Here is a 21,561-nt window from a genome sequence, read left to right on the forward strand (position 1 = left end):
CCAGCCGCGCCCGCGACGTCCAGCCGCTGCATCCGCCGCGCGACCACGGCGGGGGTGAGGAAATTGTCGCGCAGGAACAGCGCCAGCGTATCGCCGATCCGGTCCTTGTTGCGCGGGATGATCGCCGTGTGCGGGATGGGCAGGCCCAGCGGGTGGCGGAACAGGGCGGTCACGGCGAACCAGTCGGCAAGGCCGCCGACCATCGCGGCTTCGGCAAAGGCCTGCACGAAGGCGATGGCGGGATGAAGGTGGACGGTTGCACGGGCGGCGATGAACAGCAGCGCCATGGCGAGCAGCATGCCCGTCGCCACCATCCGCATCCGCCGCGCCGGATGAACAGGGCCGCCGGCGGAGGGCAGGGATGCGGAAAGCAGCTTCATGGCCGACCAACGGTTACGCCGCCGTTTCGTTCAGGCAAGCACTTCTTTTCGCATGAAGGCATTCTTTCCCGCGGCGGCGCGCCGATTCATTCCGCCGGATGAGTGACGCCCGCATGGGCGCTGTCGTCCCCCGGCTTGTAGGTCAGGAAACGGCGGCCGAGGCGCGGGCCGATCCATTCCTCTATCCCCAAGGCGAGGCTGAACGTCGCAGGGACGATCACCAGCGTCAGCACGGTGGAGAGCAGCAGGCCGCCGATCACCGTGATGCCCATTGGCGATCGCCACGCGCTGTCGCCGCCCAGCGACAGGGCCGTGGGCACCATGCCCGCCACCATGGCGACGGTGGTCATGACGATCGGCTGCGCGCGCTTGTGGCCCGCATCGACGATCGCTTCGAAACGGGGCACGCCCTTCTGTATCTCCTCCAGCGCGAAATCGATGACCAGGATCGAGTTCTTGGCGACGATGCCCAGCAGCATCAGCAGCCCGATCAGCACCGGCATGGAAATGGGATGGCCGGTCAGGTGAAGGGCGATGGCGCCGCCCAGCGGAGCGAGCAGCAGCGACCCCAGATTGACGAAGGGCGGCATCAGCCGCTTGTAGAGCAGGGTCAGCACCGCCAGCACCAGCAGGATGCCGGAGACGACCGCGATGACGAAATTCTTGACCAGTTCCACCTGCCATTTGGCTTCGCCGGTGGTGATCTTCTGAATGCCGGGGATCGCGCCGTCATTCACCGCCTTCATGGTGGGCAGGGCGTTGATCTTGCCCATGGCCTGGCTGCTGACGATGCCGGGCGCGAAGTCCGCGCCCACGACGATGCGGCGGGCCTGGTTGTAGCGGCGGATCTGCGTCGGCCCCGCCCCGAATTCTATGTCGGCGACGACCTTGAGCGGGACCGATCCGCCGTTGACGGTCGGCACGGGCATATTTTCGATGGTGGCGATGTCGCGGCGGCTATCCTCCGCGACCGAGACGCGGATCGGGATCTGGCGGTCGGACAGCGAGAATTTGGCGCTGTTCTGGTCGATGTCGCCGATCGTCGCGACGCGGATCGTCTGGCTGAGCGCGGCCGTGGTGACGCCCAGGCTGGCGGCGAGGTCGAAACGCGGCTTGATGATGATTTCCGGGCGGCTCATGTCGCCCTGAACGCGGGGCGCGCGGATTTCCTTGACCCCCGCCATCTCCGCCACCAGCTTGTTCGCGGTCCGCTCCAGCAGGTCCGGGTCCTCCCCGCCCAGCATGATGGTCACGTCACGGCCAAAGCCGCCGCCCGCCTGCGATTGGAAATTCACCCGCGCGTCGGCGACCTGCTGGAATCTGGGAGCGACCTTGCGTTCCCATTCGACCGAGGTCATCGGCCGGTCCTTCTTCAAGGTCAGGTAAATGTCGGCTCCGGTCGTTTCGATGTCGGAGAATGCGGCATCGACCACCTGCCGTTCGGCCACCAGCATGTCGGCGATCCGCCGGGTGACGGCCGTGGTCTGCTCCAGCGTGCTGCCGGGCACCATTTCGATCTTCACCTGGCTGAAATCGGTGTCGATCGACGGCTGGAACGCCATGGGCAGCGTGCCGAAGGCCAGCAGGGTGGACAGGAAGGCGAGGACGCCGATCCCCACCGTCCAGATGCGATGGTCGCGCAGCCATGCGCTGAACCGCGCCCGGCCGCCGCGCGCCCGGTGCGCGATCGCGCGGCGTTCGTCCAGCGACCAGCGCAGGACGGACATATAGACGTCCATCAGCCAGCCTTCGCCATGGCTTTCCTGGCCATGCGCTTTCAGGAAATAGGCCGCGACCATGGGAGTGATGAGGCGCGCGACCGCGAGGCTGAGCAGCACGGCGACGACCACGGTCATGCCGAACTGGATGAAGAACTGGCCCGATACGCCGGGCATCAGGCCGACCGGCAGGAACACGGCGACGATCGCCATGGTCGTCGCCAGCACCGCAAGCCCGATTTCGTCAGCGGCGTCGATCGCGGCCTGATAGGCGCTTTTGCCCATGCGCATGTGGCGGACGATATTCTCGATCTCCACGATCGCGTCGTCCACCAGCACGCCCGCCACCAGACTGAGCGCCAGCAGGGACGTCATGTTGAGCGTGAAGCCCATCATCTCCATGAACCAGAAGGCGGGGATGGCGGACAGGGGAATGGCGAGCGCGGCGATGATCGTCGCGCGCCAGTCGCGCAGGAACAGGAACACGATGACGACGGCCAGCACCGCGCCTTCGATCATCGCCTGCATGGCCGAATGATATTGGCTCTTGGTGTAATCGACGGTGCTGAAAAGCTGCTTGTAGCGGACCTTGGGATTTTCCTTGCGCAGCTTGTCCAGGACCTTCTGCGCTTCCTCGTAGACGGTCACGTCAGACGAACCCTTCGCCTTTTCCAGGCTGAAGCTGGTGACCTGCCGCCCGTTCATCAGCGACAGGGACCGCTGTTCGGCGTACATATCGCGCACATTGGCGAGATCGGCGAGCTTGACGGTGCGGCCGCCCGGAATGGCGATCTGCGTCTGGCCCAGCGCATAGGCGTTGCGGGCGTTGCCGAGCACGCGGATGGCCTGTTCCGCGCCCGCAATCTCCGTCCGGCCGCCCGCGCTGTTGATGTTCACCTGCTGCAATTGCTGGTTGACCTGGGCAGCGGTGACGCCGTGCGATTGCAGCTTGGCCGGGTCGAGGATGACGCGGATTTCCCGGCTGACGCCGCCGCCGCGCTTGACCGCCGCCATGCCGGGCACCGCCAGCAACCGCTTGGCGATGGTGTTGTCGACATACCAGGAAAGCTCCTCCAGCGTCATGTCGGTGGCTTCGGCGCTGAAATAGGCGATCGGCCCGCCTTCGATGTCGAGCCGGGTGACCTGCGGTTCCAATATGCCTTCGGGAAGGTCGCTGCGGATCTGGTCGACGGCGTTCTTGACGTCATTGACGGCGCGGTCGACGGGCGTGCCGATCTGGAATTGGACAACCGTCATCGATTGCCCTTCCGACACGACCGAGGTGATTTCATCGACCCCGCTGATGCCGCGCACGGCCGCTTCCACCCTCTGGGTGACCTGGGTTTCCAGTTCCGGCGGCGCGGCGCCGGGTTGCAGCACGATCACCTGCGCGACCGGAAAGCTGATGTCCGGCTGCTGGTTCACGTCCATGCGCATGAAGCTGACCAGCCCGGCGAGCAGCAGCGCGGCGAACAGCACGAGCGGCGACACGGGGTTGCGGATGGCCCAGGCGGAAATATTGCGAAAACTCATGACGGCTTCCTGCCCCTGTTCCACCCTGCGCGCCGGAAAAGCGCGCTCACGATCAGCCTGCCTTGCGCACTTCGGGCCTGACCTTCTGGCCAGGGGCCAGGAAGGCGCCCGCCGAGAGCACCACATGCTCCGTGCCGGTCAGGCCGCTGGTGATCGCGACTCCCTTGTCGGACACCTGCCCGATTTCGACATCGCGGCGCACCGCCTGATTACGGCCGTCCACGATATAGACATAATGCCCCTTCGCATCAGTCTGCACCGCCGATTCCGGCAGCATCGGCGCTGTCGCCGCGCCGCTGACGATCGTGGCGGAGGCAAAGCCGCCCGGCCGGATCGCGCGATTATAGGGAATGGCGATGCGGGCGATGCCCTGCCGCGTCTGCGGATCGACGACCGGCGACACCTGCCAGATCCGCCCGGCGATCCTTTCGGTGCTGCCCACCGGCGTGACCGTTGCCTGATTGCCGGGGCGCAGCCGCGCGAGATCGCCTTCGCTGACCTGCGCCAGCATCTCCATCGCGCCGTCCCTGGCCATGCGGAAGAGGACGCCGCTGCCTGACCCGACGATCTGGCCGGGCTCGACATCGCGTGTCAGCACCAGACCCGCGCCGGGCGCGCGAATGTCCAGGCGGCCGGTGCGGGCGCGCTGTTCGGCGAGCTGGGCGGCGGCGACGTTCACCCGCGCATTGGCGGCGTCGCGCGTGGCGGTGCGCTGATCGATATCCGCCTGGCTGATGAAGCCGCGCTTCACCAGCGCCTTCGCGCGGTCGAGCTGCGCCTGCGCCAGCTTGGCGTCGGCGCGGGCAACCTCCACCTGGGCGGCGAGCGAGCGGATCTGCTCGCTCTGCACGGAACGTTCGATCACCGCCAGGACCTGCCCCGCCCGCACCCAATCGCCCGGCTGCACCAGGACCCGCCTGACCTCGCCCCCTTCGCCGACCACGCCCACGGGCATTTCCACCCGCGCGGCGAGCGATCCGGTGCCGCTGACCGTCTGTTCCACCATGGACTGGCCGGGGACGATGACGGTGACGACCGGCGCCTGCTCCACCGCGGCGGCCGGTTCGCCGCCCTTGCCGTGCAGGATCGCCCATGCGGCGGCGGCGATCAGAAGAATGGCGATTGCCGCGCCGATCATCAGCCCGCGCCGGCGTGGACGCGGCTGTTCCTCGCCGAAGACGTGCGCGGGGACATCCCCGGCCAGCTGAGTCTCGTAATTCATCCTGCTCCATCTTCCGGCGGGGCTGCCTGAAATGCCGGGCTGTATTATATAAATATAGCACCTAGCTCAAGCCTCAATATCATCCTGCCAGGCGGCGCGGCAACATCGTTGCGCAGGGACAAGGACAGGCGCGCGGCTTGCCAAGGGCGCGCCGATATGGCGCTATGCGCGCGGCGAAGGGGGGAGAATGGGGATGGACCTGCTGGGATGGATCATCATCGGCCTGCTCGCGGGCGCGGCCGCCAGGCTGGTGATGCCGGGGCGCGATCCGGGCGGATGCGTCGTGACGCTGCTGCTCGGCATCGCGGGCGCCTTGCTGGCGGGCTATGTGGGGCGGATGACGGGGGTGTATGCGCCCGGTGAAAGGGCGGGCTTCATCGCGGCGGTTCTGGGATCGATCGCGGTGCTCGCGCTCTACCGCTGGCTGGGGCGGCGGGGCTGACGCGCGGCGCAAATGCGAAAAAGGGCCGCGTCGCCAAGGACGCAGCCCTCTTTACCCGCCAGCTGAGCTGGATCAGTTAGCGAACCGATCCGCGACGCACCAGGTTGACGATGGCGAGCAGCACGATGGCGCCCACCAGGGAGACCAGGAAGCTGTAGAGCGTCAGACCGTCATTGATCGATCCGCCGCTGAATATCAGGCCGCCGATGAACGCGCCGACGATGCCGACGACGATATTCAGAAGGATGCCCTGCTGCGCATCCGTGCGCATGATCATGCTGGCGAGCCAGCCAATGATGCCGCCAACAACAAGCCACAAAATGATACCCATCTCACACTCTCCTTGGACCAGCGCCCCCAGCGGGTTGGCTGCCCTATTCAACGGAGAAGTCGGCTTCGCGTTCCCGAAAATGTTTCTGGCAGGGAAACGATTTGCGCGCGCGGGGGCGGGCGGCGGAGCGGTGCGCATGAAAAAGGCCGCCGGAACATCGCCCGGCGGCCTTCCATGCCATTCATCGCCCGGAAGGCGCGGGCTTCAATATTTCTGCTGCCGTTCGTAGAGCGACTTGTAATATTGGATGCGAGTCACGCGCAGGCCGTGCATGCCCGAACGATCCACCGCGCGCTGCCAGCCGGCAAATTCCTCCAGCGTGAGCGAATAGCGCGCGCACGCTTCATCCACAGTCAGAAGACCACCGTTGACGGCTGCGACCACCTCGGCCTTGCGGCGCACGACCCAGCGCGTCGTGTCCACTGGCGGCAGGCTGTCCAGCGTCAAGGGTTCTCCAAGCGGCCCGACGACCTGAGCAGGCCGGATTTTCTGATTTTCTATCATTCTCACCCTCAAAAAGCGGCACTGGCGTTGCCTGAGTTCAGCAGCGGCCACCGGTATGCGCATCAGCCCTGAACATCGGCTAAAGCGCCACGGTAAACGCCCCCTTCATCATCCTTGTCCCACTCTTAAATGCTCTGCGATCAACGGGTTAAAGCTGCCCGTCGGCCGTACGGCGTCGATCATGCCGCTGGAACGGGGCGCGAAGATTTCGGCCAGTTCCTGGATCCAGTCCTCCTGCCTTTCCTGCCCCCGCAGGACCCCGGCCACGGCCTGGGCGGTCGGGCTGGCCGCCTGCGCCGCTGCCGAAGCAGCGCGCAGCATCGGCCAGACCGGCGCGTGCGGCCGGGCGGCGGGTCTGGCATGAGCGGGTTTCAGCCCGCCTGCCCTGAGGAAGCTCAGATCCATGGGGGCCATCAGTACCGGCGAAAGGATAAGGTCCGGTAAACTCCGCCCGCCGTTCCGGCATGAACCGGGATCACGCGGAATCCCGCTGGAATGCTGGCGCGCGCGCGCCTATATGCGCGGCCATGCTGCCCCAGTTCCAACTGCCAGAGCCGCTGTCGCAGCGGCGGATCGTCGTCGCCATGTCGGGCGGAGTCGATTCGAGCGTCGTCGCCGCGCTGGCCGCGCGCACCGGGGCGGAAACCATCGGCGTGACGCTGCAACTTTACGATCATGGCGCGGCGGTGGGCCGGACTGGAAGCTGCTGCGCCGGGCAGGACATCCGCGACGCGCGCGCCGTCGCCGACCGGATCGGCATCGCCCACTATGTCTTTGATTATGAAAGCCGCTTTCGCGACTCCGTGATCGCTGACTTCGCCGACGAATATATGGCGGGCCGCACGCCCATCCCCTGCGTCAAATGCAATATGGGGGTGAAGTTCACCGACCTGTTCCAGATCGCCCGCGACCTGGGCGCCGATTGCCTGGCGACCGGCCATTATGTGCGCCGGGTCGAGGGGCCGGACGGCGCGGAACTGCACCGCGCCGCCGATCCCGCGCGCGACCAGAGCTATTTCCTGTTCGCGACGACGCAGGCGCAGCTCGACTATCTGCGCTTTCCACTGGGCGGGATGCCCAAGCCGCAGGTCCGCGAGATCGCGGCCGAACTGGGGCTGGCGGTGGCGATGAAGCCGGACAGCCAGGACATCTGCTTCGTGCCGGACGGCGATTATGCGAAGATCGTGCGCAAGCTGCGCCCCGATGCGGACGAAAGCGGCGACATCGTCCATGTCGATGGCCGCGTGCTGGGCGCGCACAAGGGGCTGATCCATTATACGGTCGGCCAGCGCAAGGGGCTGGAAATCGGCGGGCAGGCCGAGCCGCTCTATGTCGTGCGGCTGGATGCGGCAGGGCGGCGCGTCATCGTCGGGCCCAAGGCGGCGCTGGCGGTATCGGCGGCGCGGCTGGAGGATATCAACTGGCTGGGCGGCGGATTTGCAGGGCCGCTAAGCGCCAAGGTACGGTCGATGGCGAAGCCTGTGCCCGCGCGGCTGGAGGGCGGCCGGCTGGTCTTCGCCGCGCCCGAATATGGCGTCGCGCCGGGACAGGCGGCGGTGCTCTATGCGGGCGACCGGGTGCTGGGCGGCGGATGGATTGCGGAAACGGAAGGGGCATTGGCGGAGGTGGCGTGAGACGACCTTTCCTCTGCCGGGCGTGGGCCGGTGGAGGGTAATAGGCTGGCGTTGCGCATCCTCCCCTCCACCATCCGCTTTGCGGATGGCCCCCCTCCCCACGGTTCGCGCAGGGAGGATTAGATGGCGAACCTTGCCCTTTCTTCCCCTGCCAAGTAAGGCGCGCCGGTCATGACTCGTCCCCTCACCTTCGCCATTCCCAAGGGCCGCATCCTGGAAGAAGCGCTGCCGATGCTCGCGCGCGCCGGTATCAAGCCGGAGGCGGAGTTTCATGACAAGAAAAGCCGGGCGCTGCGCTTCGCCACCAACCGGCCCGGCATCTCCATCATCCGGGTGCGGGCGTTCGACGTCGCCACCTTCGTCGCCCATGGGGCGGCGCAGATCGGCATCGTCGGATCGGACGTGGTGGAGGAATTCGATTATTCCGAGCTTTATGCTCCGGTCGATCTGGACATCGGCCATTGCCGCCTGTCGATCGCCGAGCCGGTGGGCCTTTCCGATGAGGATGAGGCGGCGATGAGCCATGTGCGCGTCGCCACCAAATATCCCCATCTGACCCGCAAATATTATGAAGCGCGCGGCATCCAGGCGGAATGCGTGAAGCTGAACGGCGCGATGGAGCTTGCGCCTTCGCTGGGCCTGTCGCGGCGCATCGTCGATCTGGTGTCGTCGGGCGCGACGTTGAAGGCGAACGGGCTGGTCGAAACGCATGTGATCATGCCCGTGTCCGCGCGGCTGATCGTCAATCGCGCCGCCTACAAGATGCGGTCGGCCGACTTGACGCCGCTAGTTGAGGCGTTCCGCAAGGCTGCTGCTGGAGGCAAGGATGCCGCTTAGGCTGGACAGCCGCGACGCGGATTTCGCCGCCGCCTTCACCGCGCTGGTCGATGCGCGGCGGGAAGCGGACGAGGATGTGTCGCGCGACGTGACCGCGATCCTCAAGCGCGTGCGCGCCGAGGGCGACGAAGCGCTGGCCGACTATACCGGCCGGTTCGACCGCCACGACCTGAACGCCAGCGGCTGGGCAGTGAGCCCGGCCGAGTGCCGCGCGGCGCTGGACGGCATTTCGCGCGAATTGCGCGATGCGCTGGAACTGGCGGCCGCGCGCATCACCGCCTATCATGAAAAGCAGAAGCCGCAGGACAGCGACGGCACCGACGCCGCCGGGGTGCGGCTGGGCGCGCGCTGGCGGCCGGTGGATGCGGCGGGGCTTTACGTGCCCGGCGGCCGGGCGGCTTACCCCAGTTCCCTGCTGATGAACGCCATTCCCGCCAAGGTCGCGGGCGTTTCGCGCATCGCCATGGTGACGCCCACCCCCAATGGGGAGATCAATCCGCTGGTGCTGGCGGCGGCGAGCATCGCGGGGATCGAGGAAATCTGGCGCGTCGGCGGCGCGCAGGCGGTCGCGGCGCTGGCCTATGGCACGGGCCGGATCAGACCGGTGGACGTCATCACCGGCCCCGGCAACGCCTGGGTCGCGGAGGCCAAGCGGCAGCTTTACGGCGTGGTCGGCATCGACATGGTGGCGGGCCCGTCCGAAATCGTCGTGGTGGCCGACGGCAGCAATGATCCCCGCTGGATCGCGGCGGACCTGCTCAGCCAGTCCGAACATGATCCGACCAGCCAGTCGATCCTGTTCACCGATGACGCTGCTTTCGCCGATGCGGTTGCCAAGGCTGTGGACGAGCGGCTGCCGCTGCTGTCGACGCAGGCGGTCGCGGCCACGAGCTGGGCGAATAACGGCGCGATCATTCTGGTCAGGGACCTTGAAGAGGCGATGCCGCTGGTCGACCGGCTGGCGGCCGAGCATCTGGAGCTTGCGGTCGATGATCCAGACGCATTGTTCACGCAGGTCCGTCATGCAGGATCGGTGTTCCTGGGCCGCATGACGCCCGAAGCGGTGGGCGATTATGTCGCTGGACCCAACCATGTGCTGCCGACCGGCCGCCGGGCGCGCTTTTCGTCGGGGCTGTCGGTGCTCGACTTCATGAAGCGCACCAGCTTCCTGAGCCTCGACAAGGGGGCGATCGGCGCGATCGGCCCTGCTGCGGTTGCGCTGGCGGAGGCGGAGGGGCTTCCGGCGCACGCGGCTTCGGTGGCGTTGCGGCTGGGATAGCGAAAACCGAACGGAATAGAAGACGCTTATGAACGAACGCTCCAAATCCCGCTCCGCCGCGCGCCTTGCCGCGGTTCAGGCGCTTTATCAGCTGGAGATGGAGGGCACGCCGCTCGCCGCGCTGCTGCATGAATTCCACCAGCACCGGCTTGGCGCGACGATCGAGGACGTGACCTATGCCGATGCCGAGGAAGCTTTCTTCGACGATCTGGTCACGGGCGTGGACAAGCGGCGCGAGGAGATTGACGGGCTGGTCAAGGCGCGGCTGTCGCAGGGCTGGAGCCTGGAGCGGCTGGACAAGCCGATGCGGCAGATATTGCGCGCGGGCAGCTATGAACTGATGGCGCGCAGGGACGTGCCGACCGCCACCGTCATCAGCGAATATGTCGATGTCGCCCACGCCTTCTACGACAAGCGCGAGGCGGGGTTCGTCAACGGCCTGCTGGATGCGGTGGCGAAGGATGTGCGCAAGTAGAGGCGGCGCGCTTCCGCGGTGAGCAAGAAGGGAGCCAAGTGATGTCCGCTGAATCCCGCTTCCTCACCCTGCTCCGCCTGCTTGCGAATGACCCGGCCGCGCGTGGCTTGCAGGACGATGCGGCGCTGCTGGAAATGGGCGGGGCGCGCCTGATCCTGACCAGCGACACGATGGTGGAGGGGGTGCATTACCTGCCCGCCGATCCGCCCGCCGATATCGGGTGGAAGCTGGCGGCGGTGAACCTTTCCGATCTCGCCGCCAAGGGCGCGAGGCCGGTGGGATGCCTGCTGAACTATGCGCTGTCCGGTGACGATGCGTGGGACGCGGCCTTTCTTCAGGGGCTGGGGGAAGCGCTGAACCGCCATGCCATGCCGCTGCTGGGCGGCGATACCGTGCAGATGCCCAGGGGGAGCGCGCGCTGCTACAGCCTGACCGCGATCGGCGAGGCTGCGGGTCCGGTGCCCGCGCGCAGCGGCGCGAAGGCGGGCGACCGGCTGTACCTGACGGGGCCGGTGGGCGATGCGGGCGCCGGGCTTGAGCTGTTGCGCGCCGATCCCGCCGCGTCGGGACCCTTGGTCGAAGCCTATCGGCGGCCCCGCCCCCGCCTGTCCGAAGGCGCGCTGCTGAGCCCGCATGTGCATGCCATGATGGACCTGTCGGACGGCCTGCTGATCGACGCCGCCCGCATGGCGGAGGCGAGCGGGCTGGCGCTGGTCATCGATCATATTCCCCTGTCCCCGGCATTCGAGGCGGCGCGGGGCGCGAGCACGGCGGTGCAGATCGCCGCCGCCAGCGCCGGCGATGATTATGAGCTGCTCTTTGCCCTGCCCGCCGGAGCCACGCCGCCGGTCCGCGCGATTCCGGTGGGGACGTTCGCGCCGGGATCGGGCCTGACGCTGCACATCGATGGCGTGCCCGTGCCACTGCCCGACCGGCTCGGCTGGGAGCATGGCTGAGCGGCCCGCCGCAACGTCTTGATTCATGTCAGTTCCGTAACCGCTTGACGCGGGCGGTCCGCCCTGTAGCTTGCCCCCGATCCCATTCTCAGCCGGTTGGACCGCTACTATGCGAGACCTGCGATGCTGATTGACGCGGTGCCCGATGCCGGACGCATGGAGTCCGGCCGCCCGCCTATGCGCCATTCGCCCGCCCGTCATTCCCTGCGGAGCGGCCGATGACAGGGATAACAGGGGGAGAGGAACATCCATGCAGATTGTCTATATCGCCATAGGGTGCGGGCTGCTGGCCCTGCTCTACGGCCTATTCACCAGCCGTCAGGTGCTGGCGGCCTCCGCTGGCAACGACACCATGCAGGCGATCGCGGGCGCGATCCAGGAAGGCGCGAAGGCCTATCTCAGCCGCCAATATATGACCATCGGGATGGTCGGGGTGGTGGTCGCCGCGGTCGTCTTCATCTTTCTGGGCGCGACGTCCGCCATCGGCTTCCTGATCGGCGCGATCCTTTCGGGCGCGGCGGGCTTCATCGGCATGAACATTTCGGTGCGCGCCAATGTGCGCACGGCCGAAGCGGCGCGCGGCACGCTGCAAAGCGGATTGACGGTCGCCTTCCGGGCGGGCGCGATCACCGGCATGCTGGTTGCGGGGCTGGCGCTGCTCGCGATCAGCCTGTTCTTCTGGTATCTGACCGGACCTGCGGGCCATGCGCCCGACGACCGGCTGGTGATCGACTCCCTTGTCGCTCTGGCCTTTGGCGCGAGCCTCATTTCCATCTTCGCGCGTCTGGGCGGCGGCATCTTCACCAAGGCGGCGGACGTGGGCGCGGACCTTGTCGGCAAGGTGGAGGCGGGCATCCCGGAGGATGACCCGCGCAATCCGGCCGTCATCGCCGACAATGTGGGCGACAATGTCGGCGACTGCGCGGGCATGGCGGCCGACCTGTTCGAAACCTATGTGGTGACGGTGGGCGCCACCATGGTGCTGACGGCGCTGCTGGTGACGGGGGTCGACAATGTCTTCCTGCAACGACTGATGGCGCTGCCGCTGATCGTGGGCGGCGTGTGCATTATCACGTCGATCATCGGCACCTATATGGTCCGGCTTGGTTCCAGCCAGTCGATCATGGGCGCGCTCTACAAGGGGTTCTGGACCACGGCGATCCTTTCCATCCCCGCCCTCTACGCGGCCACGGCCTTCACGCTGGGCGACATCGACGCGCGTTTCGGCACCGATCTGGAAGGATTGGGCGGCTATACGGGGATGGAGCTGTTCTGGTCGATGATGGTCGGCCTTGCGGTGACCGGGCTGATCGTCTGGATCACAGAATATTATACCGGCACCAATTACCGCCCGGTGCGCAGCATCGCGCGGGCGTCGGAGACCGGCCATGGCACCAATGTGATCCAGGGCCTGGCCGTCAGCCTGGAAGCGACGGCGCTGCCGACGCTGGTGATCGTGGTCGGCATCATCGTCGCCTACCAGCTTGCAGGGCTGATCGGCATCGCCTTCGCCGCGACGGCCATGCTGGCGCTGGCCGGGATGGTCGTGGCGCTGGACGCCTATGGCCCGGTCACCGACAATGCGGGCGGGATCGCGGAGATGTCGCACCTCGACGACAGCGTGCGCGTCAAGACCGATGCGCTGGACGCCGTGGGCAACACGACCAAGGCGGTGACGAAGGGCTATGCCATCGGCTCTGCGGGCCTTGCGGCGCTGGTGCTGTTCGGGGCCTATACGGAGGACCTGAAATTCTACAATTCGGCGCTGGGCCTTACCGAGCCGGTCGATTTCAGCCTGTCCAACCCCTATGTCATCGTCGGGCTGCTGCTGGGCGCGCTGCTGCCCTATCTGTTCGGCGCGATGGGGATGACGGCGGTCGGCCGCGCGGCCGGTGACGTGGTCAAGGATGTGCGCGACCAGTTCGCCACCAACAGCGGCATCATGGAAGGGACGTCACGCCCCAACTATGCCCGCACGGTGGACCTGGTCACCCGCGCCGCGATCAAGGAGATGATCATTCCTTCGCTGCTGCCGGTTCTCGCGCCGATCATCGTCTATTTCGCGATCTCCGCCGTGGCGGGAACGCCCAACGGCTTTGCCGCCCTTGGCGCGCTGCTGCTGGGTGTGATCGTGTCGGGCCTGTTCGTCGCCCTTTCCATGACATCGGGCGGCGGCGCGTGGGACAATGCCAAGAAATATATCGAGGATGGCAACCATGGCGGCAAGGGGTCCGAAGCGCACAAGGCGGCGGTGACCGGCGATACCGTGGGTGATCCCTATAAGGACACGGCGGGTCCGGCCGTCAATCCGATGATCAAGATCACCAATATCGTCGCCCTGCTTCTGCTCGCCGCGCTGGCGCACGGGGGCTAGATCCTGATCATGCCTGAGTGATCGTCACACCGCTTCTTCGCTGACGTTGCCCAGGCAGCGGGACCCCGGATCGAGCCCGGAGTGACGAAAGGAGCCCTGATGCGGATGCTTCCGTGCAAGACGGTCAGGCTCCAGTAAATATGCGGCCCCTCCTTCGGGCGAAGGAGGGGCCGTTTACTGTCCGGCTTGCTCCGGTCAGCCCTGCGGGCCTATAGGCCGCGCATGACCAGCGAACCCTTCCGCTCGCAGCTTGCGGCGCTTGAGAAACGGGGCCGCTTGCGCGCGCTCACCGCGCGGGCGGGGCGGGATTTCGCCTCCAACGACTATCTGGGCCTGGCGTCGGACCCGATCATCGGCCAGGCGGTCGCCGATGCGGTAGCGCGCGGCGTGCCGGTAGGGTCCGGCGGATCGCGCCTGCTGCGGGGCAATGCGCCCGAACATGAAGGGCTGGAGGCGAAGGCCGCCGCCTTCTTCCGCACCCAGGCCGCGCTGTTCATGGCCAATGGCTTCGCCGCGAACCTGGCGCTGTTTTCCACCCTGCCGCAGCGAGGCGACCTGATCGTCGCGGACGAACTGATCCACGCCAGCGTGCATGACGGCATCCGCATGTCGAAGGCGGCGGCGGTCTTCGCGCGCCACAATGATGTGCAGAGCTTTGCCGACCTGATCACCGCATGGCGCGGCGAAAGGGGCAAGGGCAGGATCTGGATCGCGGTCGAGACGCTCTATTCGATGGACGGGGACCTGGCGCCGCTGAGCGATCTCGCCACGCTCGCCGCCCGGCATGAGGCGATGCTGATCCTGGACGAAGCGCATGGCACGGGCGTGTCCGGCCCCGGCGGGCGCGGCCTTTCGTCCGGGCTGGACGGGCTGCACAATGTCGTGACCCTGCACACCTGCGGCAAGGCGATGGGGGTGGAAGGCGCGCTGATCTGCGGGCCGCGCATCCTGATCGACTATCTGATCAACCGGGCGCGGGCCTTCATCTTCTCGACCGCGCCGTCGCCGCTGATGGCGGTCGCCGTGTCGGCGTCGATCGACCGGATCGAGCAGGCGGACGACCTGCGCACCCGCCTCGCCACCCTGCGCGTGGACGCGGCCGAAGCCATTTGCGCGCCGCTGGGCCTGCCCAAGCCGCGCAGCCAGATCATCCCCGTCATCCTGGGCGAGGACAGGCGCGCAATGGCGGCGGCGGCGGCCTTGCAGGAAGCAGGGTTCGACATTCGCGGCATCCGTCCGCCCACGGTGCCGCCGGGCACCAGCCGGTTGCGGATATCGCTGACGCTGAACAGCGGGCGCGCGGACGTGCTGGCGCTGGGGGAAGAATTGCGGCGGGTGCTGGCATGAGCCGCTTCATCGTCACGGGCACGGACACGGACATCGGCAAGACGGTGTTCGCCGCCGCCCTCGCCGGGGCGCTGGGCGCGCATTATTGGAAGCCAGTGCAGGCAGGACTCGACCCGGAGGGCGACAAGGAAACCGTCGCCCGGCTGTCCGGCCTGCCCGCATCGCGCATCCTGCCCGAAGCCTATCGCCTCACCACCCCCGCTTCCCCGCATCTGGCGGCGCGGATCGACGGAGTGGAGATCAGGCTCGATCGCCTTCCCCTGCCGGACGTGGAGGGGCCGCTGGTGATCGAAGGGGCGGGCGGCGTGCTCGTCCCGGTCAGCGAAACGCTGCTGATGGCGGACCTTTTCGCCCATTGGAGCCTGCCGGTCATCCTGTGCGCGCGCACCGGGCTGGGCACGATCAATCACAGCCTGCTCAGCATCGAAGCGCTTCGCAACCGGGGCGTCACGATCGCGGGGATCGCCTTCATCGGCGACGCGCATGAGGAAAATGAGCGGATCATCCCTGAGCTTGGCCGGGTGGCCCGGCTGGGCCGCCTGCCCCGCCTCCCGGTGGTGGACGCCGCAACGCTGGCCAGCGCCTTCCGCTCCGGGATCACTCTTCCCTGAAAAGCCACCCTTCCGCTTGCACCGGGGTTGAAAGGCGGCACATCAGCCACCAACTGCCGTTCGCAACCGTTTCCGTTGCATCTTGCAACCATTAAAGAGGGACAATATGGTCAGCCTGTTCGACCCCGTTCAACTTGGCGACATCATAGCGCCGAACCGTGTGCTGATGGCGCCGCTGACGCGTGCGCGTGCCACACGGGACCATGTGCCGACCCCGATGATGGCGGATTATTACCGGCAGCGGGCTTCGGCCGGTCTCATCATCAGCGAAGGCACCGGCGTTTCGCGGCAGGGGCTGGGCTGGCCCTACGCACCCGGCATCTGGTCGGACGAACAGGTGAAAGCGTGGAAGCCGGTCACACAAGCGGTGCATGATGCGGGCGGACGCATCTTCGCCCAGCTTTGGCATATGGGCCGTCTGGTCCATTCGAGCGTGACGGGGGAACAGCCGGTCTCGTCCAGTCCGTTGACCGCGCCCGGCCATGTGCACAGCTATGAAGGCAACCGCCCCTATGAACAGCCGCGCGCCCTGACACTGGAGGAGATTCCCGGCCTGATCGCCACCTATGTCACTGCCGCGCGCAACGCCCGGTCGGCCGGGTTCGACGGCGTTCAGATCCATGCGGCGAACGGCTATCTGATCGACGAATTTCTGCGCAACGGCGTCAATCACCGCGACGATGACTATGGCGGCAGCCCGGAAAATCGCACGCGGCTGCTGCGGGAGATAACGCAGGCCGTGGCGGACGCGATCGGCGCGGGCCGGACCGCCGTGCGCGTCTCACTCAACGGCGCATCGCAGGGCACGGACGACAGCGATCCCGCCAGCCTTTCCCGCGCCGTGGCCCAGGCGCTGGAGCCGATCGGCATCGCTTTCCTGGAGATGCGTGAACTCAAGCCCAACGGAACGCGGGGCGCATCGGACGTGCCGCGCCAGTCGCCGATCGTGCGCGAGCATTTCACGGGTCCGCTGGTGCTGAACAGCGATTATGACGCGGCCAGCGCGCAGGCCGATCTGGACAGCGGCCTGGCGCAGGCGATCAGCTTCGGCCGCCCCTTCCTCGCCAACCCGGACCTGCCAGACCGGCTGTCGGCGGGCGCGCCGCTCAATGAAGCGCAGCCGGACACTTTCTATACGCAGGGCGCGGAGGGCTATCTCGACTATCCGCCGCTGGAACGGGCCGCCTGAACGAAGACGGGCCGCCCCGTCGAGGGCGGCCCGTAACTTGCGCGCGGAACGCCCTGATCAGAGAGCGCCGAAGCGGTCGCGCAGCGCGAGCATGGCGATCGCCGCCTTGGCTGCTTCGCCGCCCTTGTCCTTTTCGGTCCGTTTGGCGCGGGTCAGCGCCTGCGCCTCGTTTTCGACCGTCAATATGCCGTTACCGATGGCGATGCCGTCCATGCTGAGCGCCATCAAGCCGCGCGCGCTTTCGTTCGACACCACTTCGAAATGATAGGTTTCGCCCCGGATCACGACGCCGATCGCGATGAAGCCGTCATAGCGCCCCGTCTCGGCGGCCAGCGCCACCGCGCCGGGAATCTCGAGCGCGCCGGGCACGGTCACCACCTCATATTTATGGCCGCCCTCCTCCAGCGCGGCGGCCGCGCCTTCGATCAACAGGTCGTTGAGATGGTCGTAGAAACGGGCTTCGACGATCAGAAACTTGGCCATGGCCCTTTATCCTTCCTGCTTCCTTACAGTTCGATGGGCCGGTGACCGACCACGGCCAGGTCATAGCCGTCCAGCGCGATCAGGCTGTGATGCGAATTGGTGAGCAGGATCATGTCATGCACGCCCAGTTCCGCCAGAATCTGCGCGCCCACGCCATAGTCACGCAGCTCGTCCATGTCGCTGCCCGCGCGCTGGCGCAGGATGCGGCTGACGAAGTCGTTCTGCGCGCTGGGCGTCAGCACGACGATGATGCCAGCGCCTTCCCTGGCGATGATTTCCATCGAGGTGGCGAGCAGATCGGAGCGCGGGCCGGTCGCCCCATAGACATCGTCCAGCAGCGATAGCTGATGCATGCGCACCAGAGTGGGTTCGTCTGGCACGACATGGCCCTTTTGCAGCACAAGCTGTTCGCTGTGCGTCGCGCGGTTGTAGAAGCTGATCGCCTTCCAGTCGCCGCCCCATTTGCTGTGGAAGGCGGCTTCGGCGCGGCGCTCCACCATATGATCGTGGCGGCGGCGGTAGGCGATGAGGTCGCGGATCGTACCGATCTTCATCTTGTGCTTCTGGGCGAAGGGGATGAGGTCGTCGAGCCGGGCCATGGTGCCGTCGTCCTTCATCACCTCGCAGATGACGCCGGAAGGGTTGAGCCCCGCAAGGCGCGCGACATCGACCGCCGCCTCGGTATGGCCGGTGCGGACGAGGACGCCGCCATCCTTGGCGACCAGCGGAAAGACGTGACCGGGCGTGACGATATCTTCCGGCCCCTTCGACCCGTCGATCGCGACGGAGATGGTGCGGGCGCGGTCGGCGGCGCTGATGCCGGTGGTGACGCCTTCGCGCGCCTCGATCGACACGGTGAAGGCGGTTTCATGCCGCGTGCCGTTGTTGCGGCTCATGAGCCCCAGGCCAAGATGATCGACCCTTTCCTTGGTGAGCGCAAGGCAGATCAGGCCGCGGCCATGCGTCGCCATGAAGTTGATCGCGTCCGGCGTAGCCATCTGCGCCGGGATCACGAGGTCCCCTTCATTTTCGCGATCCTCGTCATCGACCAGAATGAACATGCGGCCGTTACGGGCTTCATCGATAATCTCTTCGGGCGAGGCGAGCGCTGTGCCGCCTTCCCGCCGCAGCAGATAGCTTTCCAGCTTGCCCAGCGTTTCGGCCGTGGGATTCCAGTCGCTTTCGCCCAGCCGCCGCAGGGAATTGGCGTGGAGCCCGGCGGCACGGGCAAGGCCGGAACGGGACATGCGCCCTTCGTTGACGAGGGAGCGGACGGTATCAATGAGAGAGGAAGACATGAAACGACTCCATAGCCGGACGGCTGCTGGAGCCATTTATCACACTGTGATGTGATTATGGCAAGTGAAAATCACACGGAAGCGATGCGAAGGCTCTGCATCCGGTCGAGATAGCGGGCCAGCACGTCGATCTCCAGGTTGAACGTGCGTCCGGGCACCAGACTGTCGAGCGTCGTCGAGGCGGCCGTATGCGGAATGATGTTCAGGCCGAAATGCACCGATCCATCGGGCTGATCCTCCACGGCGTTCACCGTCAGGGAAATGCCGTCGACGGTGATCGACCCCTTGGCGGCTAGGGCGGGCGCCAGAGCGGCGGGCGCGGCGATGACCAGACGGGTCGAATCGCCCTCCGGCGTGGCGGACACCAGCGTTCCGATGCCGTCGACATGGCCGGTGACGATATGCCCGCCAAGTTCGTCGCCGACCTTGAGCGCGCGTTCGAGATTGAGGCGGCCGCCCTGTTCCCAAAGGCCCGGCGCGGTGCGCGCCACCGTTTCCGCCGACAGATCGACGGCGAACCAGTCCGCGCCCTTTTCCACCACGGTGAGGCAGGCGCCCGAACAGGCGATGGACGCGCCGATCGCCACGCCATCCATCTCATAGCCGCAGCCGATGACGAGGCGCAGGTCGCCGCGCTGCTCCGCGGAACGGATTTCGCCTATGTCGGTGATGATGCCGGTGAACATGGTCTGCGATCCTGCTGCTTAGGCAGCGCCCTAGGCGCTGCGTACCCTTTCGTAAACCTCCAGCCGGTCTTCGCCCAGCCGCCGGTCGTCCGCAAGACGCCAGCGGCCATGAGCGGCGGCGAGATCGGTGAGGCCGATACCGGCAATGCCCGCGCGGCCCGCGCCGATCAGGATGGGCGCGCGATAGAGCAGCAGCCGGTCGACCAGATCGGCGCGGAGGAAGGCGGCGGCCGTTTCCGCCCCGCCCTCGACCATCAGATGATCGACATGCGACAGCGTTGCTATATCGTCCGGCCGGGCGATCCGTTCCCAGCCATCGGGCGCTGCATGACGGGTCAGCAGCAGGCGGCGCGGCGACCTGTCCTCCAGCCCCGGCAGCCGCACATCCAGACGCGGCGCATCAGCGCGCAAGGTGCCGCCGCCCACCAGAATGGCGTCATGGCGCGCGCGTTCCAGATGCGCGTGGGCGCGGGCGGCTTCTCCGGTGATCCAGCGGCTCGACCCATCTGCAAGCGCGATGCAACCGTCCAGCGACAAGCCCAGCTTCAAGGTGACGGCAGGCCTGCCCAGCGTCTGGCGCAGCACGAAGCCGCGCATCGCCGCCGCAGCCTGCTCCGCCATCAATCCCATTTCGACATCGACGCCGCGCGCGCGCAGATAGTCCGCCCCTTGCCCATCGGTGCGCGGATCGGGATCGCGCAGCGCGATGACGGCCCGGCGGACGCCCGCGCGCGCCATCAGATCGGCGCAGCGCGGCCCGCGCGGGGAAAGATGGAAGCAGGGCTCCAGCGTCACATAGGCGGTCGCCCCTTCGGCGCGGTCCCGCGCTTCCTCCAGCGCCTGCGCCTCGGCATGGGGCCGCCCGCCCTTCTGCGTCCAGCCGCGCCCGGCGATCACGCCGTCCCTGACGATCAGGCAGCCGACATTGGGATTGGGCGTGGAAAGCCCCCGCCCACGCTCCGACAGCGCGATGGCGGCCTGCATGAAGCGGCGGTCGGCGGCGGCATCGGCGCTCATGGGCAGGGGTTCAGGGCTGTCCCACCTCAGGCGCGCTCTTTTCCGCCTCTTCCGCCTTTGCCAGGCGCGCGTCGAGTTGCGCGTTGATCTGTTTGAGCGCTTCCTTGCGCCGCGCAGTGTTGCGCGCTTCCTCGGCCCGCCAGTCTATACCGAAGACATCGGCGACGCCCTGCATTTCCCGCTGGCGCTTTTGCAAGGCCGCCTCGCGCCTGGCGAGATCCATCTTCTGCTGAAGGATCACCGCCGCGTCGGACCGGTTCGCATCCCAGCTCTGGACATAGATGATCTGGTTGCGGGTGGGCATGGTATTGGTGTTGGCGTCAACGATGAACGCCCAGATGATGAGCCACGTCATCGCCGCCGACAGGCCAAGGAGCGGCCATTTATGGGGCCTGTTTTCGCGAAAATAGCTCCACAGGTCGCTCAGCGCGCTCTTGGGGGACACGGGACGGGGAAAGATCGTCATCGCGGACATATAGGATAAGGCGGGGCCGGATGCAAAAGGCGCTTGGCAAGGGTCCGCCAGCCGCTCCGGCCTAATGCTTTCTAGATGCCGGCGAGGCGGAAATGGACGGTCATGACCTTGCTGCTGACCGTTGCGACACCATCGCGAGTCGCGGGCTGGAACCGCCATTTTCGCAGGGCATGCCGCTGGGTCGCTATCCAGAATGCCTCGTCGGTGGCCGATAGCTGCTCGATCGCCGTGACCCGTCCTTCGGGGCTGATGGTGACGCGGACCGTCACTGATCCTTCCAGACCCTGACGGACCATGGAACCGGGATATTCTGGCTGGAAGGCGGGCAGCGCGCGAGGATCGATTCGCGCTTCCCGCAGCACCGCCTCGCGCGGGGGGTCGGGCGGCGGCGGCGGCAGAATTTCGACGGTGCCAGGCTTGGTGTTGGTGACGGTATCAGTGGTCCTGATGTCCGGTCCGGTCGTGGGAATATCGATTGCCGGATCGACGCGCGCCGGAAGAGGGTCCGGCAGGGCCTTGGGCGTGATCTTGCTCTCCGGCGGCTGATCGGTCTTTTCGGGCGGCGGGGGCGGGGTGAGCGGAATCTGGTTGCCGATCAGTATTTGCGGCACATAGGGCGCATAGACCTCTCGCGGCGTCAGCAGGAACAGCCCGCCTGCAACCGCATGCACGGCAATCGCCGCGCCGATGCCAACGGGCGATCGTCCCGCGCCCCGATATCCCGATTGCATGTGCGCGCCATTGGCGGACGCCGTCATCAAACCCATCGC

22 protein-coding genes are annotated in these 21,561 nt (G+C 66.9%); 10 read left to right on the top strand and 12 right to left on the bottom strand.

The genetic code is table 11. The features are described from left to right. From L288_RS0121355 to L288_RS27745, 3 genes are all read right to left on the bottom strand, one after another. The coding region (locus L288_RS0121355) for a DUF445 family protein (protein WP_031304050.1) at positions 1–380 on the bottom strand (380 nt) is incomplete at its 3' end. A gap of 86 nt (positions 381–466) precedes the next feature. Next, on the bottom strand, positions 467–3,631 hold the full coding sequence (locus L288_RS27740; RefSeq protein ID WP_021237428.1) for an efflux RND transporter permease subunit: 3,165 nt from the start codon (positions 3,629–3,631) through the stop codon (positions 467–469). Positions 3,632–3,683: 52 nt separating this feature from the next. Next, a complete protein-coding gene (locus L288_RS27745) occupies positions 3,684–4,853 on the bottom strand; it encodes an efflux RND transporter periplasmic adaptor subunit (protein WP_021237429.1) in 1,170 nt (389 codons plus the stop codon). 193 nt (positions 4,854–5,046) lie between these two features. Between L288_RS27745 and L288_RS27750 the strand changes: the two genes are divergently transcribed. Continuing rightward, complete coding sequence (locus L288_RS27750; RefSeq protein ID WP_021237430.1) at positions 5,047–5,295, top strand: GlsB/YeaQ/YmgE family stress response membrane protein; 249 nt, start codon at positions 5,047–5,049, stop codon at positions 5,293–5,295. 76 nt (positions 5,296–5,371) lie between these two features. On the opposite strand, the gene L288_RS27755 is transcribed toward L288_RS27750, so the two are convergent. The 3 genes from L288_RS27755 to L288_RS27765 form a co-directional block, all read right to left on the bottom strand. After that, positions 5,372–5,626 (bottom strand): GlsB/YeaQ/YmgE family stress response membrane protein, encoded by a 255-nt coding sequence (locus L288_RS27755; protein ID WP_021237431.1) that lies wholly within the window; start codon positions 5,624–5,626, stop codon positions 5,372–5,374. Between the two features lie 204 nt (positions 5,627–5,830). Then, a complete protein-coding gene (sciP, locus tag L288_RS27760) occupies positions 5,831–6,130 on the bottom strand; it encodes a CtrA inhibitor SciP (RefSeq protein WP_021237432.1) in 300 nt (99 codons plus the stop codon). A gap of 108 nt (positions 6,131–6,238) precedes the next feature. After that, positions 6,239–6,535, bottom strand: coding sequence for a hypothetical protein (locus L288_RS27765; protein WP_030540839.1), 297 nt, complete (start codon positions 6,533–6,535; stop codon positions 6,239–6,241). A gap of 122 nt (positions 6,536–6,657) precedes the next feature. Here L288_RS27765 and mnmA point away from each other — a divergent pair, with 122 nt between their 5' ends. The 9 genes from mnmA to L288_RS27810 all read left to right on the top strand — a co-directional run bounded on the left by mnmA (position 6,658) and on the right by L288_RS27810 (position 16,832). Beyond that, the gene (gene mnmA / locus L288_RS27770) at positions 6,658–7,764 is read left to right on the top strand and encodes a tRNA 2-thiouridine(34) synthase MnmA (RefSeq protein WP_030540838.1); all 1,107 of its coding nucleotides are present in this window, start codon (positions 6,658–6,660) and stop codon (positions 7,762–7,764) included. Positions 7,765–7,935: 171 nt separating this feature from the next. Beyond that, positions 7,936–8,601 carry an ATP phosphoribosyltransferase gene (hisG, locus tag L288_RS27775; RefSeq protein WP_021237435.1) on the top strand — a complete coding sequence of 222 codons (666 nt, stop codon included), beginning with the start codon at positions 7,936–7,938 and terminating at the stop codon, positions 8,599–8,601. Continuing rightward, positions 8,591–9,880 carry a histidinol dehydrogenase gene (gene hisD, locus L288_RS27780; RefSeq protein ID WP_021237436.1) on the top strand — a complete coding sequence of 430 codons (1,290 nt, stop codon included), beginning with the start codon at positions 8,591–8,593 and terminating at the stop codon, positions 9,878–9,880. The genes hisG and hisD overlap by 11 nt, the downstream gene beginning before the upstream one ends. Before the next feature lie 28 nt (positions 9,881–9,908). Continuing rightward, on the top strand, positions 9,909–10,355 hold the full coding sequence (nusB, locus tag L288_RS27785; RefSeq protein WP_021237437.1) for a transcription antitermination factor NusB: 447 nt from the start codon (positions 9,909–9,911) through the stop codon (positions 10,353–10,355). A gap of 41 nt (positions 10,356–10,396) precedes the next feature. Beyond that, positions 10,397–11,311 (top strand): thiamine-phosphate kinase, encoded by a 915-nt coding sequence (gene thiL / locus L288_RS27790; RefSeq protein ID WP_021237438.1) that lies wholly within the window; start codon positions 10,397–10,399, stop codon positions 11,309–11,311. Between the two features lie 250 nt (positions 11,312–11,561). Then, positions 11,562–13,685, top strand: coding sequence for a sodium-translocating pyrophosphatase (locus L288_RS27795; RefSeq protein WP_021237439.1), 2,124 nt, complete (start codon positions 11,562–11,564; stop codon positions 13,683–13,685). Positions 13,686–13,907: 222 nt separating this feature from the next. Continuing rightward, positions 13,908–15,032, top strand: a complete 1,125-nt coding sequence (locus L288_RS27800; protein ID WP_031304053.1) for an 8-amino-7-oxononanoate synthase — start codon at positions 13,908–13,910, stop codon at positions 15,030–15,032. Further along, on the top strand, positions 15,029–15,643 hold the full coding sequence (gene bioD, locus L288_RS27805; protein ID WP_021237441.1) for a dethiobiotin synthase: 615 nt from the start codon (positions 15,029–15,031) through the stop codon (positions 15,641–15,643). The genes L288_RS27800 and bioD overlap by 4 nt, the downstream gene beginning before the upstream one ends. Before the next feature lie 106 nt (positions 15,644–15,749). Beyond that, entirely contained in the window at positions 15,750–16,832 is a 1,083-nt protein-coding gene (locus L288_RS27810) for an alkene reductase (RefSeq protein ID WP_021237442.1), read from the top strand. A gap of 57 nt (positions 16,833–16,889) precedes the next feature. Here the strand turns inward: L288_RS27810 and ribH are convergent, their stop codons facing one another. From ribH to L288_RS27840, 6 genes are all read right to left on the bottom strand, one after another. After that, on the bottom strand, positions 16,890–17,315 hold the full coding sequence (gene ribH / locus L288_RS27815; RefSeq protein ID WP_021237443.1) for a 6,7-dimethyl-8-ribityllumazine synthase: 426 nt from the start codon (positions 17,313–17,315) through the stop codon (positions 16,890–16,892). Between the two features lie 23 nt (positions 17,316–17,338). Then, complete coding sequence (gene ribB / locus L288_RS27820; RefSeq protein WP_030540831.1) at positions 17,339–18,613, bottom strand: 3,4-dihydroxy-2-butanone-4-phosphate synthase; 1,275 nt, start codon at positions 18,611–18,613, stop codon at positions 17,339–17,341. Positions 18,614–18,684: 71 nt separating this feature from the next. Next, positions 18,685–19,299 carry a riboflavin synthase gene (locus L288_RS27825; protein ID WP_021237445.1) on the bottom strand — a complete coding sequence of 205 codons (615 nt, stop codon included), beginning with the start codon at positions 19,297–19,299 and terminating at the stop codon, positions 18,685–18,687. A gap of 30 nt (positions 19,300–19,329) precedes the next feature. Next, a complete protein-coding gene (gene ribD / locus L288_RS27830) occupies positions 19,330–20,283 on the bottom strand; it encodes a bifunctional diaminohydroxyphosphoribosylaminopyrimidine deaminase/5-amino-6-(5-phosphoribosylamino)uracil reductase RibD (protein WP_031304054.1) in 954 nt (317 codons plus the stop codon). A gap of 43 nt (positions 20,284–20,326) precedes the next feature. Next, positions 20,327–20,791 (bottom strand): hypothetical protein, encoded by a 465-nt coding sequence (locus tag L288_RS27835; RefSeq protein WP_021237447.1) that lies wholly within the window; start codon positions 20,789–20,791, stop codon positions 20,327–20,329. A 71-nt stretch (positions 20,792–20,862) separates the two neighbouring features. Then, positions 20,863–21,558 (bottom strand): energy transducer TonB, encoded by a 696-nt coding sequence (locus L288_RS27840; protein ID WP_021237448.1) that lies wholly within the window; start codon positions 21,556–21,558, stop codon positions 20,863–20,865. Positions 21,559–21,561: the final 3 nt, after the last annotated feature.

Origin of the sequence: Sphingobium quisquiliarum P25 (genome assembly GCF_000445065.1) — a bacterium.
GTDB lineage: Bacteria > Pseudomonadota > Alphaproteobacteria > Sphingomonadales > Sphingomonadaceae > Sphingobium > Sphingobium quisquiliarum.